13 protein-coding genes and 1 tRNA gene are annotated in these 16,667 nt (G+C 71.5%); 10 read left to right on the top strand and 4 right to left on the bottom strand.

Going from position 1 to position 16,667, the window contains the following annotated elements; translation table 11 throughout:
* Positions 1–173: 173 nt before the first annotated feature.
* Positions 174–590 (top strand): hypothetical protein, encoded by a 417-nt coding sequence (locus tag ACP15J_RS12300; protein ID WP_424937286.1) that lies wholly within the window; start codon positions 174–176, stop codon positions 588–590.
* 49 nt (positions 591–639) lie between these two features.
* Here the strand turns inward: ACP15J_RS12300 and radA are convergent, their stop codons facing one another.
* Positions 640–2,004: a DNA repair protein RadA gene (gene radA, locus ACP15J_RS12305; protein ID WP_424937287.1), complete on the bottom strand. Its 1,365-nt coding sequence runs from the start codon at positions 2,002–2,004 to the stop codon at positions 640–642.
* Between the two features lie 171 nt (positions 2,005–2,175).
* Between radA and ACP15J_RS12310 the strand changes: the two genes are divergently transcribed.
* The 4 genes from ACP15J_RS12310 (at position 2,176) to cydD (ending at position 9,058) form a co-directional block, all read left to right on the top strand.
* Entirely contained in the window at positions 2,176–2,874 is a 699-nt protein-coding gene (locus ACP15J_RS12310) for an ArsR family transcriptional regulator (protein ID WP_424937288.1), read from the top strand.
* Between the two features lie 71 nt (positions 2,875–2,945).
* A complete protein-coding gene (locus ACP15J_RS12315) occupies positions 2,946–4,373 on the top strand; it encodes a cytochrome ubiquinol oxidase subunit I (protein WP_424937289.1) in 1,428 nt (475 codons plus the stop codon).
* An 11-nt stretch (positions 4,374–4,384) separates the two neighbouring features.
* A complete protein-coding gene (gene cydB / locus ACP15J_RS12320; RefSeq protein WP_424937290.1) occupies positions 4,385–5,410 on the top strand; it encodes a cytochrome d ubiquinol oxidase subunit II in 1,026 nt (341 codons plus the stop codon).
* 108 nt (positions 5,411–5,518) lie between these two features.
* Positions 5,519–9,058 carry a thiol reductant ABC exporter subunit CydD gene (gene cydD / locus ACP15J_RS12325; protein ID WP_424937291.1) on the top strand — a complete coding sequence of 1,180 codons (3,540 nt, stop codon included), beginning with the start codon at positions 5,519–5,521 and terminating at the stop codon, positions 9,056–9,058.
* Between the two features lie 446 nt (positions 9,059–9,504).
* Here cydD and ACP15J_RS12330 read toward each other — a convergent pair whose 3' ends face one another.
* On the bottom strand, positions 9,505–10,281 hold the full coding sequence (locus ACP15J_RS12330; protein ID WP_424937292.1) for a hypothetical protein: 777 nt from the start codon (positions 10,279–10,281) through the stop codon (positions 9,505–9,507).
* Positions 10,282–10,417: 136 nt separating this feature from the next.
* On the opposite strand from ACP15J_RS12330, the gene ACP15J_RS12335 reads away from it, so the two are divergent.
* The 5 genes from ACP15J_RS12335 (at position 10,418) to ACP15J_RS12355 (ending at position 14,212) form a co-directional block, all read left to right on the top strand.
* A complete protein-coding gene (locus tag ACP15J_RS12335; RefSeq protein WP_424937293.1) occupies positions 10,418–11,470 on the top strand; it encodes a hypothetical protein in 1,053 nt (350 codons plus the stop codon).
* A gap of 139 nt (positions 11,471–11,609) precedes the next feature.
* Positions 11,610–11,700, top strand: a tRNA-Ser gene (locus ACP15J_RS12340).
* Positions 11,701–11,784: 84 nt separating this feature from the next.
* Positions 11,785–12,231, top strand: a complete 447-nt coding sequence (locus tag ACP15J_RS12345) for a hypothetical protein (RefSeq protein WP_424937294.1) — start codon at positions 11,785–11,787, stop codon at positions 12,229–12,231.
* A gap of 173 nt (positions 12,232–12,404) precedes the next feature.
* Positions 12,405–12,737 (top strand): hypothetical protein, encoded by a 333-nt coding sequence (locus tag ACP15J_RS12350; protein WP_424937295.1) that lies wholly within the window; start codon positions 12,405–12,407, stop codon positions 12,735–12,737.
* A gap of 236 nt (positions 12,738–12,973) precedes the next feature.
* The gene (locus ACP15J_RS12355; RefSeq protein WP_424937296.1) at positions 12,974–14,212 is read left to right on the top strand and encodes a Fic family protein; all 1,239 of its coding nucleotides are present in this window, start codon (positions 12,974–12,976) and stop codon (positions 14,210–14,212) included.
* Here ACP15J_RS12355 and ACP15J_RS12360 read toward each other — a convergent pair.
* Positions 14,201–16,045 (bottom strand): alpha/beta fold hydrolase, encoded by a 1,845-nt coding sequence (locus ACP15J_RS12360; RefSeq protein WP_424937297.1) that lies wholly within the window; start codon positions 16,043–16,045, stop codon positions 14,201–14,203. The genes ACP15J_RS12355 and ACP15J_RS12360 overlap by 12 nt on opposite strands.
* On the bottom strand, positions 16,042–16,641 hold the full coding sequence (locus tag ACP15J_RS12365; RefSeq protein WP_424937298.1) for a TetR/AcrR family transcriptional regulator: 600 nt from the start codon (positions 16,639–16,641) through the stop codon (positions 16,042–16,044). Before ACP15J_RS12365 ends, ACP15J_RS12360 begins: the two co-directional genes overlap by 4 nt.
* Between the last annotated feature and the right edge of the window lie 26 nt (positions 16,642–16,667).

The following is a 16,667-nucleotide window of genomic DNA, read 5'->3' on the forward strand; positions in this document are numbered from 1 at the left end:
GTTCCGTTCTGGATGGGCCCCATCCCCAGTGGCGTCGAGATCTTGCGTCCCCAGCGCTTCGACAACCATCCCGGAACCCTGAGGGCCCTCTCGAGTAACCCAGTCCCCAATGGTGGACTCGAGAGGGCCCGCCTCGTCTCTGGTGGAGCGGTGTCGTCGCCTAGGCTGGACGGATGGCCGCGAAGAAGGCGAAGAAGAAGGCGCCCGCTCCCGAGGAGTTCCGTTCGGAGGCGCTCGCCCTCGCTCTCGAGAAGCAGGACATGGCGGCGGTCGCCCTCGCGCTCCGCAACGGCACCACGGTCGTCCCGCTGATCCGTCCCGGCGCACGGGACAACCCGCTCGACGGCGGCGAGGTGTGGACCTATCGCGACCCCGCCACAGGGGAGGTCGCGCTCCTCCTCTTCAGCGATGCGAAGAACAAGCCCGCCAATCTCCCGCCGGGCGTCGGCATCTACTCCGCGCACTGGCTGCGATCCTTCCTCGCCGCGCATGGGGAGGAGATCACGACCGTCTTTCTCGACATCGCGGGGCCGCACCCGATGCAGGCGTCGCCCGCGGAGCTGCGGAAGGCGCTCGACGCCGAGTTCTGACGCGTCGTGACCCGGCGAAGCGGTCGGCGCGGGGCAGAGGGACGCGAGTTCAGAAGACGGGGATCTCGTCCTCCCGGCGGCGGGTGGAGGAATGCGCCCGCACGTCGCCGATCGCGCCGCGCAGCGTGCCAGAGCGATCGTCCACCACGTGGGCGTAGCCGAGGCGCTTCGCCTCAGCGCGCCTCTGCGCCGCCTGGGTCACCGGGCGCACCTCGCCCGCGAGACTCAGCTCGCCGACGGCGGCGAGAGTCCGTGGCACCGCGGCGTTCGTGAGGGAGCCGGCGACGGCGATCGCGATCGCGAGGTCGGCGGCAGGTTCCGTGAACCGCACGCCGCCGACGGTCGAGACGTAGACGTCCTGATCGCTCGTCTTCACCCCGGCCCTGCGCTCGAGGACGGCCAGCACCATCGCCACGCGCGACGAGTCGAGCCCGTTCACCACCCGGCGAGGGTTCGGCGCCGCGGTGGGGATCGTGAGCGCCTGCACCTCGACGGGGAGGGCGCGACGGCCTTCCAATGCGATGGCCACGCAGGTTCCGGGCTCCGGGCGACCGCGGGACAGGAACAGCGTGCTGGGGTCGGGGACCTCGACGATGCCCGTCCCCGTCATCTCGAAGCAGCCCACCTCGTCGGTCGGCCCAAACCGGTTCTTCAGCGCACGGACGAACCGGAGCGAGGTCTGCCGGTCGCCCTCGAAGTGACAGACGACGTCGACGAGGTGCTCCAGCACCCGCGGGCCTGCCACCTGGCCGTCCTTGGTGACATGGCCGACGACGATGATCGGGAGGCCGCGCTCCTTGGCGATCCGGATGAGCGTCGAGGCCACCTCGCGGACCTGGCTCGGCTGCCCCGCCGCGCCCTCGGAGAGCGAGGAGGCGACGGTCTGCACAGAGTCCACGATCACGAGCTCCGGACCGACCTCGTCGACGTGGCCGAGGATCGTGGCGAGATCGGTCTCGCTCGCCAAGTACAGCTCGTCGTGCAGGGCACCGGTGCGCTCGGCGCGCAGGCGCACCTGGGCGGCGGACTCCTCGGCGCTGGCGTACAGCACGCGCCTGCCGGCCTTCGCGCTTGCGGCGGCGACCTCCAGCAGCAGCGTGGACTTGCCGACCCCGGGCTCTCCGCTCAGGAGGATCGCGGCGCCGGGGACGATCCCCCCGCCGAGCACGCGGTCGAACTCGGCGACGCCACTCGGACGCCGCGGCGACTCCTGCGAGGTGAGCGAGGTGATCGAGCGTGCGCCGCGGCCCGTCTGAGGGGCGACCGGCGTCACCTGACGCACGAGGCCGGTCGGCGCGCTCTGCTCGGCGACGGTGCCCCACTGCTGGCACTCGCCGCAGCGACCCGCCCACTTCGCCGTCGTCCACCCGCATTCGGTGCAGACGTATGCAGCGGAGACGCGTCGGGTGGCCATGGGGATCAGGGTAACGGTGTGCGCCGACACCTGAAGAGGGGGTGGGCGCCGACGCGCCGGGAGCGGTGCATCCGGAAGCGCGATCGTGACGATCCGGAACCCCTATCGTCGGGCGCATTATTCACGGCTCAGGGCCTCGTCGGCGTGTCGGCGCCCGGAGATAATGAAGACATGCCCAACAGTGCAGCGGTCTGCGGGCCGCTCTCGAGCTTCTCCCGGGTGCGCATCCTGCACCTGGTGCAGTCGCGATCCCATCGCACGATCGGTGAGCTCTGCGAGGCGACGGGCCTGCACGCCAACACGGTGCGCGAGCACCTTCAGCGTCTGATCGAGGGCGGTTATGTGATCCCGTCGATCGAGCGCCGTACCACGCGGGGACGTCCGCGCACGCTCTACACGGCCGCGACAGGAGCGCCGGACGCGTCGAGCCCGGTCGCGCGCGAGAAGGTCTCGGCCGCCGCCCGCCGCGGCGACCTCATGCGCCGCCTCCTGCGGACGGGGGAGTCCGCGCTGGGGCGCGAGGCCACCTACCAGCTCGACGCCCTGGTGGAGCACCTGGAGGAGAGCGGCTTCGAGCCGGTGCTCGACGAGCGGGAGCTCACGATCGAGCTCTCGCCCTGTCCTCACGCCGCCTCCCGGCCCGTCCACCGCCCGGTGCTGTGCCAGGTGCACCTCGGGCTGATGCAGGGCGTGCTCACGGAGGCCAAAGGACCTCTGACGGCGGTCGGCGTGCGCGAGGCCGCGCGCCCGGAGGAGTGCACGGTGCAGCTGGCCACCGCACCGCTGGACATCGTGTCTCCCGACGGGCTGCCAGCCCGTCCTGACGGCGTCGGAGAGTGCGAGGGGCGGGCCGCGGTCCCCGCTGCGTAATGGTCCGCGTCGGTGGCGGTCGTGGGGTCACGAGCCCCGCGTGACGAAGGAGCGAGGAGAAGGAGTCGCGCATGGAATGGCTTGATCCGCTCGTCCTGTCTCGATGGCAGTTCGGGCTCACCACGATCTACCACTACCTGTTCGTGCCGCTCACGATCGGCATGGCGACCGTCACCGCGATCTTCCAGACCGCCTGGGTGCGCACGGCCAAGGTCGAGTACCTGCACCTGACCCGGTTCTTCAGCAAGATCTTCCTGATCAACTTCGCGATGGGCGTGGTGACCGGGATCGTGCAGGAGTTCCAGTTCGGCATGAACTGGTCGGACTACTCCCGCTTCGTCGGCGATGTCTTCGGCGCCCCGCTCGCCTTCGAGGGGCTGCTCGCGTTCTTCCTGGAGGCGACCTTCATCGGTCTGTGGATCTTCGGATGGGACAAGCTCCCGCAGAAGGTGCACCTGCTGACGATCTGGGGCGTCGCGATCGGGTCGATCCTCTCGGCGTACTTCATCATCGCCGCGAACGCGTTCATGCAGAACCCGGTCGGCTACGAGTACAACCCGGCCACCGATCGCGCCGAGCTCGTGGACTTCTGGGCGCTGCTCACCAACCCCGTGGCGCTGACGGCGTTCCCGCACACCCTGTTCGGCGCGTTCATGTTCGCCGCGGGAGTGGTGATCTCGGTCTCGGCCTGGCACCTCTACCGTGGACAGCACACCGCGACCATGCGGATCTCGCTGCGGTTCGGCCTGTGGGCCATGCTCGTCTCGGCCGCAGGCGTCGTGCTCTCCGGAGACCAGCTGGGCCTGGCGATGTACGCCACGCAGCCGATGAAGATGGCGGCGGCGGAGGCGACCTATAACACGGTGTGCGGCAAGGACGCGGCGTTCAGCCTCTTCACCCTTGGCACCCCTGACGGCAAGACCGACCTCTTCTCGATCCGCGTCCCGTATCTGCTCTCGCTGCTGTCGAACCACACGATCGACGGCTGCGTCCACGGCATCAACGACCTGAACGCCGAGTATGCGCAGAGGTTCGCCGACACCGGCCTCACCGACTTCACCCCGATCATCTGGATCACCTACTGGGCCTTCCGGTGGATGATCGGCCTGGGCATGCTCCACGCGTTCATCGCCCTGGTGGGCCTGTGGGTCACTCGCAAGAGCGCCAAGACGGAGCCGGCGCCCTGGATGTGGAAGATCGCGATCTGGTCGTACCCGCTGGCCCTCGGCGCCAACATCGTCGGCTGGGTCTTCACCGAGATGGGCCGGCAGCCGTGGATCGTCTTCAGCCTCATGACCACGCGCGACGGCGTCTCGCCGGGCGTGAACGGGGTGGACGTGCTGATCTCGCTGATCGCCTTCACCGTCATCTACGCCTCGCTGGCCGTGGTCGAGATCGGCCTCATCATCCGCGCGGCCCAGAAGGGCCCCGACACCAGTGAGCAGCCCGACGAGTCCGGGGCCGAGAAGACGACCGGCGTCTCGTCGGTGGTCTACTAAGGAGGGAAGACATGGACCTCGCAGTCCTCTGGTTCTGGATCGTCGCGTTCCTCTTCGTCGGGTATTTCGTCCTCGACGGCTTCGACTTCGGCGTGGGGATGTCGCTGCCCTTCCTCGGCAAGGACGACGTGTCGCGGCGTCAGGTGATCAACACGATCGGCCCGGTCTGGGACCTCAACGAGACCTGGGTGATCGTCGCGGGCGCCTGCCTGTTCGCCTCCTTCCCGGAGTGGTACGCCTCGCTCTTCAGCGGCTTCTACCTGCCGCTGCTGCTGATCCTGCTCGCGCTGATCCTGCGCGGGGTCTCCTTCGAGTACCGGCACCAGCGGCCGGACTCCCGATGGAAGGGCCGCTTCGACGCGATGATCGTGATCGGCTCGGCCGTGCCAGCGTTCCTCTGGGGCGTCGCCTTCGGCAACATCGTGCAGGGTGTTCCGCTGGACGAGGGCCACGTGTTCCGCGGCTCGCTCTTCACGCTGCTGAACCCCTACGGCCTGCTCGTGGGCGTCACGACGCTCCTGCTCTTCTTCCTGCACGGCCTGTACTTCATCGGCCTCAAGACAGACGGGCAGGTCCGCGAGGACGCGCGGCGCCTGGCGCAGCGGGTCGCGATCCCGACCGTGCTGGTCGCCGCAGGCACCGTGGTCTGGACCATCGCGATCGCCGCGGGACGTCCCTCGCTCTTCGTCGCGGTGGTCGCCGCGGGTGCGGTCGCGGCGTTCGCTCTCCTCGCGTCGGTCGTGTTCGCGATCCGAGGGCGCGAGGGGTGGGCGTTCCTCGGCGGGATGGTCACGGTCCTCGCCGCGGTGGCGATGCTGTTCTGCGCCCTCTTCCCCCACGTGCTTCCCTCGTCGATCGATCCGGCGTACAGCCTGACCGTCGCGAACGCGTCCAGCACGCCGTATACGCTGCAGATCATGAGCTGGACCGCCCTGGTGGCGTTGCCGCTCGTCCTCGCCTATCAGTCGTGGACGTACTGGGTCTTTCGCAAGCGGGTCAGGAGATCGTCGATCGAGGCCGCTCCGGCGCACGCATGACGGGGCTGAGCCTCCGGGGTCGGGAGACCTGCGAGGGCCGGGCGGTGCCTCCGGGTCGCCCCGGCCGGGAGGCCGTCGGAGTCGGGAGATGAGGAGCACAGCCGCCGAATGAAGCCCGTCGACCCCCGCCTCCTCCGGTACGCCCCCGCCGCCCGGCTCTACCTCGGCGCGTCCGCGCTCATCGCCCTTGCGCAGACGGCCGTCACGATCGGGTTCGCCTGGCTCCTCGCCGAGACGGTCACGGCCGTCGCCGAGGGACGCGCGGTGAGCCCGGCGAGCCTCGGCGGGCTGGCCGGGATCGTGCTCGCCCGCGGGCTGCTGCTGTGGGCCGCCGAGGCCTGGGGGTCGCGCGCGGCCGCGCAGACCGGGGCACAGCTGCGCTCGGCGCTGCTCGACGCGATCGGGCGGCGGGGGCCGGAATGGCTGGGGCGGCGGAACCAGGCGGCGCTCGCCGTGACGGCGGGCCACGGGCTCGACGCCCTCGACCCGTACTTCGCCCGGTACGTCCCGCAGCTGGTCCTCACGGCGATCGCGACGCCGCTCATCGTGCTCGCGATGTGGTGGCAGGACTGGCCGAGCGGGGTCACCGCCACGGCGACGCTCCCGCTCATCCCCCTCTTCCTCATCCTCATCGGGATCGCCACGCGCGCGGTTCAGCGGCGGCAGCTCCGGGTCCTGCAGCAGCTCGCCGCCCGGTTCGCCGACACGGTCCAGGGGCTCGCGACGCTGCGCCTGTTCGGCCGAGAGCACCGGGCGGCGGCCCGGATGCACGAGACGGCCGAGCAGTACCGGCGCGAGACGATGCGCGTGCTCCGCTACTCGTTCCTCTCCGGGTTCGCGCTCGAGCTGCTGTCGTCGCTCGCGGTGGCGATCATCGCGGTCGCGGTGGGGTTTCGGCTGCTCGCCGGCGACATGGCGCTGGGCCCGGGGCTGTTCGTCCTTCTCCTGGCGCCCGAGGCCTTCCTCCCGCTGCGGCAGGTGGGCGTGCAGTTCCACGCCGCCGCCGAGGGGGTCGCGGCGACCGAGGACGTGTTCGCGGTGCTGGACGAGGACGCGGCGGAGGCCGCGGATGCGACCGAGGCAAGAGCCCCGGGGACGGGGCCGGAGCAGAGGGGAGCGGGGCCGACGGAGGTCGGAGCAGGACTCGTTTTCGACGCCGTCTCGGCGCGTGGCCTTCCTCCCGTCTCCTTCACGGCACGACCCGGGCAGGTCGTGCTGATCGAGGGGCCGAGCGGGGCGGGGAAGTCGAGTCTCCTCGCGGCCCTGCGCGGAGCGACGGCGTTCGAGGGACGGATCCGCCTCGACGGGGCGGACGTGCGGTCAGGCGATCCCACGCCCTGGCTCGCCTGGTCCGGCCAGCGGCCCGGCCTCGTCCGCGACACGATCGCGGGCAACGTCGCGCTCGGGGACGAGACGCCCGATCCGGCCCGGGTCCGCGCCGCGCTCGCCGCGGCCGGGGCGCCGGACCTGGATCCGGACCAGGAGCTCGGCGTCCAGGGCGCGGGCCTCTCGGGCGGGCAGGCACAGCGCGTCGCCGTGGCGAGGGCGCTGTACCGCCTCGGGGCGGGGGCGCGCGTGCTCGCACTGGACGAGCCGTCGAGCGCGCTCGACGGCGAGACCGAGGCGGCGCTGTGGAGGTCGCTGCGCTCCTGCGCGGACGCGGGCGCGATCGTGCTGCTCGTCTCGCACCGGCGCACGGCCCACGTCGTCGCCGACGTCGTCGTCGAGGTCGCGTCGGCCGCCGGAGGGGGAGAGGGCGGAGCCGGAGCGGTCGGGTCCGAGTCCCTCGGGTCGCGGGGCGGCGCCGTGCCCGTGGCAGAGGTCGGCGCGGCGGGGACTTCCTCTCCGCCGGCGTCCGGGGTCGCCGCGTCCGTCGATCCCGCGCTGGCCGCCGGGTCCGCGTCTGCGCCGGGATCCGCAGGGGAGTCTGAGCCACCCGCCGCGCCCGGATCGCCCGCCGCGTCCGGACCCGCGCCCGAGGCTCCGTCGTTCGACACCTCCGTGCGGGGCCTCCTGCGCGCCGCGATGCCGGCCGGCGGGCGTTTCGCCCCGGCTCTCCTCTCCGGGATCCTCTCCGCCGCCGCGGCGGTCTGCCTCCTGCTGGTGAGCGCATGGCTCATCGTCAGCGCCTCGCTCGTCGACTCCCTCGTGCCGCTCTCGGTCGCGGTCGTGGGCGTGCGCTTCTTCGCCGTCTCCCGCGCGGTGTTCCGCTATCTGGAACGGCTCACCGGGCACGATGCGGCGCTCCGTCGCCTCGCCGACCTGCGCGCCGGGATCGTCCGCCGGCTGATCCCCTTCTCGCCCGCCGGCCTCGGCCGGACCGACCGCGGCGCGGTGCTCTCGGCCCTGGTCGACGACGTGGAGAACCTGCAGAACCTCCCGCTGCGCGTCGTGCAGCCGCTGCTGACCGGCGTCGTGATCGCCGTCGCCGCGGTCGGGGTGACGGCGATCGTCTCGCCGGCCGCGGCGCTGACCCTGGCCGTCTGCCTGCTCGCCGCCGTGGTCGTGGCGGTCGTGGTCGGCGGGATCCTCGGCGACCGTGCCGAGCGGGAGATCTCCACCCGGCGCGCGACGCTCGCCGGGGCTCTGACCGACCAGCTCGCGAGCATGGACGTGCTGCTCGCCTACGGCGTCGAGGGCCGGGCCAGGGAGCGCGTGCGCGCGGCGGACGCGGCGCTGCGCCGAGCGGTCACCCGGGCCGCGCTCGCGCAGTCGCTCTCGTCCGCGGTCGTGTCGGTCGCCGCGGGGGCGGCGTCGATCGCGGCGCTCGCAGTCGCCGCGCCCGGTCTCCCGGGAGGCGCGGCAGACGCCCCGTGGTTCGCCGTGGCCGTCCTGTTGCCGATGGCGGTGTTCGACGTCTTCGGCGCCGTTCCCCAGGCCGCCTCGGCCTGGCGCAGCGTCCGGGCGAGCGCGCAGCGCATCCGCGACGTGCTCCCCGCGGAGGTGCCGGCCGTGGTGCGCGGAGACGAGGGCGACGCGACGCTCGTCCCCGCGGCGCGCCCCGGCATCCGTCTGCGCGGGCTGCGGGCGTCCTGGCCGGACGCGGACCGTTCGGCCCTCGACGGCGTGGACCTGGACGTGCGTCCAGGTGAGCGCGTGCTGATCACCGGGGCCAGCGGCGCGGGCAAGTCGACGCTCGCGGCCGTGCTCGTCGGCTTCCTGCGCTTCGACGGCGAGTACGGGCTCGGCGGCGTGGACGCTGGCCGGCTCCCCGGACCGGGGCTCCGACGGATCGTGGGACTCTGCGAGCAGTCGCCGCAGCTGTTCGACGAGGACATCCGGCAGAACCTCCTGTTCGCGCGGGAGACCGCGACTGACGCGGAGCTGATGGCCGTGCTCGATCGTGTGGGCCTCGGCGCCTGGACGCGGGAGCGGGGCGGTCTCGACGCGCGCGTGGGGGAGCGGGGCGCGCTGGTCTCCGGCGGGCAGGCGCAGCGGATCGCGCTCGCCCGCGCGCTCCTGCGCGGCTTCCCGGTGCTCGTCCTCGACGAGCCGACCGCCGGTGTGGATCCGGCGACGTCCGATGCGCTGCTGCAGGATCTCCTGGGCGCGGCGGAGGGGCAGGCGGTCGTGCTCATCTCCCACGTCGCGCCGCCCGCGGGCACCGTCGACCGTGAGGTGCGGCTGGGGGCCGGCCGCACGGTCTGAGGTCTCTGAGCCGAGGCTGTGGGGCTGTGTCGAGGCCGCGGGGCTGTGTCGAGGCTGCGGCCCGAGGCGGTGTCCGTCCTCCGCTCACGAAAGTTTGTCGGCCTGCAGGAATTCTGTCGGCCCGATTCAACCCGCTGGCCCGACAGAGGCGCTTTGGCCCGACATTCTGCGCCGTCGGGTGCAGAGTCGGTCCACGCCCCGGCCGAGCCGAGCCGGGTTGCGTCAGGCTGAGCCGTGCCGGGCCGAGTCGGGCCAGGCTGAGCCGGATTGTGCCGAGCCGAGCCGTGCCGAGCCGGTTGGGCGGGTGCCGTGGTTGGGTCTGTCGTGCGGGGAGGAGAAAGACATTGTCGGGCCGATTGAACTCTGTCGGCCTGATTCTCAGGTCTGATCCGACAGGAGTGCTTTGGCCCGACAAACGGAACCGACGCCGGTCGGACCGTGCGCGGTCAGGGCCAGAGCGGCTCCGGCGGTTCCATCGTGATCCCCTGGGCCTCGAAGATCTTGCGGCGCTCCTCGATGCGGCGGTGCAGCTCGCGCTGAGCGTCCTCGACGAGCGCCGTGTCCAGCGGCACCGAGGCCGGCTGCGGGTCGCCATGGTTCGCGGCGATGTAGGCGTCGAGCTCGGGGCCCGAGGTCCACGATGTGATGAGCGCGTAGCGGGGCGCCTGGCCCCGGTGCCACACGGCGTGCCAGAACCGCTGCGTGTCCACGACGATCCGCGAGCCCGCGGGCAGCGGGAGGCGGACCTCGGTGGCGGGGTCGAAGCGGTCGGAGCGCAGGATCAGCAGCGAGTCGGGGTCGTCGGAGAGGTTGAGGAAGCCGCGGACGACCCACCCGGTGCCCTCCTCGTTGAGGCGGTTGTTGTCGTCCTGATGGAGGTTGTATATCGCGTCGGCGTAGGTGTTCGGCTGCAGCTCGATCACCCGACAGCGGCCGATGTTCGCACCCGGCTCCTCGGCCCGGCGCACGAGAGCCGGCGCGACGCGCGCCTGGCTCGAGACCCAGACGCCGTCCTTGTCGGCGCGCGGGGGTGTGTGGTTCCAGAAGCCGTTGCACTCGATCTCGCCGGAATAGCTGGTGAGGGGCGCGAACCGGGTGATGCCCGAGGAGCGCCACGGGATGTACTCGAGGTCGAGCCACTCCGCGGGATCGGCGGCTTGGTCGTGGCGGTCCAGCACGACATAGCCGGTCTCGTCGAGCGCGTGCGATCGGATATAGGACACGACGGCTCCCTCCGTCCAAGGTGCAGAGAACGTCCATGTACGGAGATCGTCCATGTACTTAGGTCATCCTAACAACCGGTGGACGCCGTTCGAAGGGGTGGCTGCCGTGCATAATCCGGATCGCTACGCTGAGGGCATGACCCACCCCCAGGGCGTCCTTCTCGTGGGCAGCGTGAACTTCGACGACGCCGAGACGGCCATGCGCACCGCCGCAGAGATCCTCGGCCCGCGGCTGCGCCGCATCCCCGACGGCGAGGTCGGCAAGAGGTTCCACTGGATCATGTTCCAGCCGGACGTGCTCGGTCAGGCCGAGGGGATCGAGCGGGTCGGCGCCGAGCCCATCCCGTTCGGCGCGGGGATCGACGCCCGACCGCTGCGCCTCGCCGACGGGGTCGACCCGGCGGGCATCGTGCTCCCGGCGCTCGGCTACGCGGCGGCCGCCGAGGAGTCCTACGCCGTCTTCCGCCGGCTGCGCGCGGAGGGGACGATCGCGCCGGGCGTCCGGTTCCAGGTCTCGCTGCCCACGCCGCTCGCCGTGGTCTCGTCGTACTTCTCCGGCGACGACCGGGAGGCCATCGACCCCGTCTACACGGCGGCGATGCGTCGCGAGCTCGACGGGATCCTCGCCGCGATCCCGCACGACGACCTCGCGATCCAGTGGGACGTCGCCAGCGAGCTGGGGATCATCGAGCGCGCCGCCGGCTACGGGCGCGTGATGGAGGCGTGGTGGCCCGGCGACCCGTTCGACGGCCTCGTCCGGCGGCTGGCCGCGCTCATCGACGTCGTGCCCGCGGATGTGGAGGCCGGCGTGCATCTCTGCTACGGCGACGCCGGGGAGAGGCACTTCATCGAGCCGGCCGACGCGGGCGTGCTCGTGCGCTACGCGAACGCGGTCGTCGCGTCCGCGGCGCGCCGGCTGACCTGGCTGCACCTCCCGGTGCCGATCGACCGCGACGACGACGCCTTCTTCGCCCCGCTCGACGACCTCCGGATCGACCCGCAGACCGAGCTCTACCTCGGGCTCGTGCACCGCGAGGACGGCGTGGACGGCGCCCTGCGCCGGATCCGTGCGGCGGCCCCGCACGTCCGGGCCTTCGGCGTCGCGACCGAGTGCGGGATCGGGCACGCGCCCGCCGGCACGACCGAGGGCATCCTCCGCACGCACGCCGAGGTCGCCGCCGCGTGGTGACGGCGGCCGGGCTGCCGCTCCCGATGCGCGCCGCCGTCCGTGCCTTGCCCGTGCCGCCCCGATCCGTGCCGTCGGTCTACGCGGTCCCGGTTCGCGCCCCGATTCGCGCTGGGGGCTGTGGTCGCGTAAACTCTTCGGCGGTGACGTGTCCGAGCGGCCGAAGGTGCAACTCTCGAAAAGTTGTGTAGGGTAACCCCCTACCGTGGGTTCAAATCCCACCGTCACCGCCACAGAAAACCCCTGGATCAACAGGGGTTTTCTTCTTTGGTGCGTGCGATCTGCCCACATCTGCCCCACTCTGGCGGGCGGTTCAGGTGTCGCGTGCGCAGGGGGATAAGAGAAGCGGACCGTTCGGCCTACACGCGGCTGGCCCTCAGTCAGGGAAGGCGAGTACCGAGCACGGTTCGATCGGCTGGCGACTGCTGCAGCTGGCCGGTCGCTACTCTGCGCCGCAGTATCGCAAGGGCACCCGCTTCTTCGCACCGAAAGCCGGGCTCTCTCAGCAGCGGATCGGTGAGATCGCTCACAGCGCCCTCGGGCGCCGTCGGGGTGCATTGTCCGGTGTCGCCGCCGCGCGGGTCTACTTCGGCCATGCCCCCGACCCCGGTCCAGTCGTGGCGTGGACGACGGACATCGACGCGGTGGCCGAACGAATCTCCGCGACGCTGCGCGAGGTGGACGAATATCAGAGAACCGGGCGCGTCACCAGGGTGACCGGACCGTCCGCGACCCGTTCGCCGGCGACGCCACCCGCCCGCTGAGTTGAACGTCGCGCTCGACAAGCTGTTCCGCACCGACGATGGAACCTGGCTGATCGACTTCCTCACGACCTGCACGATGCCCGACACGAAATGAGAAGACAGGCGCGTGCGGGGAGGTCTCCGCAGCGGGATAGTGGGTCTCGGACCTGTCCCGATGCGGCGAGGGGTGGACGGTGAGGCGAGATCTGTGGAGGCGGGCGCTGGTCGTCGTCGCGATCGCCCTGGTCGCGGCGGGTCTGCTGGCGTACACGCTCGCCAGGGTCTTCGACTGGACGGCGCGGGGCACGGGGATCGGTATGGCGCTCACGTGGGAGCCTGTGGCGGTCATCGCCCTGGGTCTCCTGGTGCGTGCGGTCCTCTCCGGAGGGTCCCGTGAACGGGAGGAGCTGGAGGGTGTCGGCGAGCCCGTCAACGACCTGTATCTGGGCCGGGTCAGCACCCCTCCGGTCGCGAGGTCGGCCGACGAGTACTCCGCCTTCCCACCGCCGGACGACACCGGCCGGTAGCGGACGCGAGCGGCCAGGAGCACTCCCCGGGGCCCTCACGACGAGGAAAGCTGTGCCCCCACGGCGAGACTGCATCTGCGTCACGAGACCTTGGATTTCCTCTACGGTCTCGTGACGGAGATGCAGTCTCGCGCTCGGAAGGCGCGGGCGGGCGGGGGGCTCTCACCGGCGCGAAGCCGTGGATTGTAGGCGCTCTTACCAACACTTAATCGATTAAATGTTGGTAAGATGTGGGCGTGCCTGCACGTGACGATGCCCGGATCCCGGTCGAGCCGGTCTTGTCCGAGACCCTGGACTGGAGACCGCGCGCGCCGGAGAGGTATTCGCGTGCCGAGGTCGCGCGGCAGACCGGACCTTATGAGGCAGCCGTTCCGGCACAGATCGCCGCCTGGGCTCCCCGTATCTCGGGAGAAGACTCGGCTGACATCGAGGACGCGACTCGCCAGCTCGTCGAGTTCGACACACACGCACAGCGCACGCTCGGCACGGACAACCCGGCGCTGGGGCCGATGACGGCGATCCTGCTGCGCACGGAATCGGCGTCGAGCTCTCAGATCGAGCAGCTGACGACCTCGGCGAGGCAGCTCGCTCTCGCCGAGATCGACGAAGGCGCGAAGGCCAACGCTCTCACCGTCATCGGTAACGTCCGTGCCATGGAGGCGGCTCTCCGGCTGGCCGACGACATCAGCGTGGACTCGATTCTCGCGATGCACAGGGCGCTCATGATCCATCAGCCTGGATTTGCCGAGGAGGACGCCGGCCGCTTTCGCGCTGAGCAGGTGTGGATCGGCGGCGGTGACGCCGGTCCGCGGACAGCGGACTTCGTCGCACCGCACCATGACCGCGTCCTCGATGCGGTCATGGACCTCGTGCGCTTCATGGAACGCCAGGACCTTCCGGTGCTCCTCCAGGTCGCCCTCGCACATGCCCAGTTCGAGACCATCCACCCGTTTCCCGACGGAAACGGCCGAACGGGCCGGGCGCTGGCGCAGTCGATCCTCCGCAACAAGGGCGTCGTCGGATCGACGGCGGTGCCGATCTCGGCGGGGCTCCTTGTCGACGTCGACCGCTACTTCGCGGCGCTCGGGGCCTTCCGGGACGGCGATGCGGGACCGATCGTCCGACAGTTCGCCCAAGCGAGCCGGATCGCCGCGATAACGGGAACCAAGCTCGTTGACGACCTCGCCGCGCAGCTCGAAGAGTCCCGAGCGAGGATGAAGGATCTGCGCTCGGATGCCGCCGCATGGAAGATCCTCCCGACGCTCATCGGTCAGCCCGCGGTGACCACGAGATACCTCGTGGGAAGTCTCGGCCTCGGCGAGATGGCCACGCTTCGCGCGCTGGATGCTCTCGTCAAACGGGGGGTGCTCACCGAGACCACGGGCAGGGCCCGGGGCCGCGTCTGGCAGCATCGAGGGATCTTCGAGGTGCTCGACGACTATGCCGGCACCATCCGCCGGATGTCAGCGCGCTGACTCGGCCTCGACCGCGACGTCGCGAGAGGCCCCGTCCTTCGTGAGCAGGGCGATGAGGGTGTCGCCGTGGGTCAGCTGCGGATGGTGTCCGGCGCCCGGCACCGTGATCAGCTCGACGTTCGGGAGCGCTTCGAGGTGCCCCATCGCGTCCGCGGCGAGGGGGTCGTCGCTTCCCGTGATGATGCGGACCGGGCCGCCGAACCTCCCGAGCGCGTCCCGGAGCTCGGCGCGCCACGGCGCCGATCCGGCGCGGGCGAGCTGCTCGGCCGCGTTCCTGGCGCGACCTCGCTTGAGATCGCTGACACTGGACTCGAGAGCCGCCGCGCTCGCTTCGGCCCCGGTCAGCCGGCGCGACAGGCGGACCGGGTCGGTGCGTCGCAGGGCGGCGCGTCGCAGGGCGGCGCGTACGAGCGGGCGCAGCCTGGTCGCGACGCCTGCCGGGGGCTGGAGGAAGAACGGCGCGACCAGCGTGAGGGACTCCACCCGCTCGGGGAACCGGTCGGCGGCGACGACGGCCGCAGCCGCGCCGAGGGAATGGCCGACGAGTTCGACGGGCTCCTCGCCGAGCACCCCGGGCAGCCACCGCTCCCAGTCCTGAACACCCGTCCCTCCGCTGAGGCCGAGCCCGGGCAGGTCGACGGCGCGCGCGCCGGCGCCCGCGGCCACGTTGGCCCACGTGTCGGCGTTGACCGGCAGGCCGGGGAGGATCACGCGACGGGAGCCGGGTGTGCCCAGCTCGAACGTCCGCAGGCCGCCGGCCTCGACGCACCGACGCTCGCCGGTCGTGGTGGCGCCGAACCGATGCGCCGCCAGGTGATCGGCCCACCGTTCGAGCGACACCCGCACGTCGGGCATCGGGATCCCGTGCCTGCCGGCGAGCTCGACGGCCGACGCCGTCGGATAGCGGTCGGCGGACATGAAGGTGAGGGTCTCGGGATCGGCCCGGGTGATCCACGGCGGGAGCCGCTTGATCACGCCGGCCGGCACCCGCACCCGGGGGACCCGTGCGCCGAGGTGCCGGCCCACGTGGGCGAGCAGTTCCGCGAGCGGCGGGGTGTCGTCGTCGAGGACCCAATAGGCCTGGCCCACGGCGGCCGGATCGACCGCCGCCGCCGCCATGAAGGCGGCCAGATGGTCGACGGTGACGACCGGGAGGAACGTCGCCTCGCCGCTGGGCAGCGCCGCCGCCGTGCCGTCCCAGATCTGCTCGATCGTGCTGGCCAGCCCGACGCCCTGGTCAGACTCGCCCGTGGCGCTGTCGCCGATCACGCTGGCCGGGTTGACGATGGTCCAGGGGATCCCGCGCTCGGCGGCCAGGGCCTGGAAGACGGCGTCGGACTCCACCTTCGACGCCTCGTAGGCCCCGAGCTCCCGGTAGAGCGCGGTGCGGCGGTCGTCCGGCCACGGAACGGTCGCGGGATCCTGCCCGCCGACGCGGTAGCCCGAGATGTGGACGACGCGCTGCAGCCGGGGAAGCCCCTCGGCGAGGTCGAGCAGCCTCTCGACGATGCCGACGTTCGCGCGGCGCGCCTCGTGGGCGGTCATGCCGAATCGGTAGGTGCCGGCGCAGTTGTGGATCTCGGTGACGAAGGGGAGCGCCGAGGCGCCGCCCGCGACGATCTCGGACGCGTCGAAGTCGACGATCGTCGTGTCGATGCTCCGCGTCAGGCCGTGGTCTCGGAGCCATCGCTCCACGCGCGCTCCGGACTCGGCGGTCCGCACGGCCGCCGTGACTTCCGCGCCTGCCTCGGCGAGGGCCAGGATGAGGCGGCGTCCGATCAGCCCCGAGGCCCCGAAGACCAGCGCGTGGCGTGGGCTCGCGTGCGGCGTCATCGCGTCTCCTCCGTGATCCGGCGGCGCTGCGCGATGAGCTGCGACACGACGTCGGCGGCCGAGCTCAGGGGCTCGGTGCTCCTCATGGCGCGAGAGAGGATAACGGCGCCCTCGATCGTCGACACGACGACGGTCGCCAGCGACCGGGCCTCCTCGGCGGCGAGGCCGTCGGCCTCGAGGAGCGCGGCCGTCGGGACGATCCACGATTCGAAGGCCGTGGCGCACGCCTGTCGCAGCCGCTGGCTCTCTGCGCCCATCTCCAGCGTCACGACCGAGACCGGGCAGCCCAGCCGGTAGTCGCTCTCGCTCACGACGGTCGCCAGGGCCTCGATCGCGGTCCTGGCGACCTCGGCCGCGCCGTTCGACGAGGCCGAGGCCTGGACGATCAGCGCCGTGAACTGCGTCGCCGCGAGCTCCACGGCCGCGACGCCCAGACCCTCCTTCCCGTCGGGGAAGTGGAAGTAGATCGATCCCTTCGGGGCTGCAGCGTGCTCGGTCACCCCGTTCAGGCCCGTGCCGCTGTAGCCGCTGGTCTGGATGAGCTCGAGCATCGACTCTGCGAGTCGTGCCTTGGTCCGGTCGCCCTTGGAGGTCATGGACCTAATAATAGACCGGTCTACAT

The organism is Microbacterium sp. S308A+ (assembly GCF_049800815.1).
Lineage (GTDB): Bacteria > Actinomycetota > Actinomycetes > Actinomycetales > Microbacteriaceae > Microbacterium.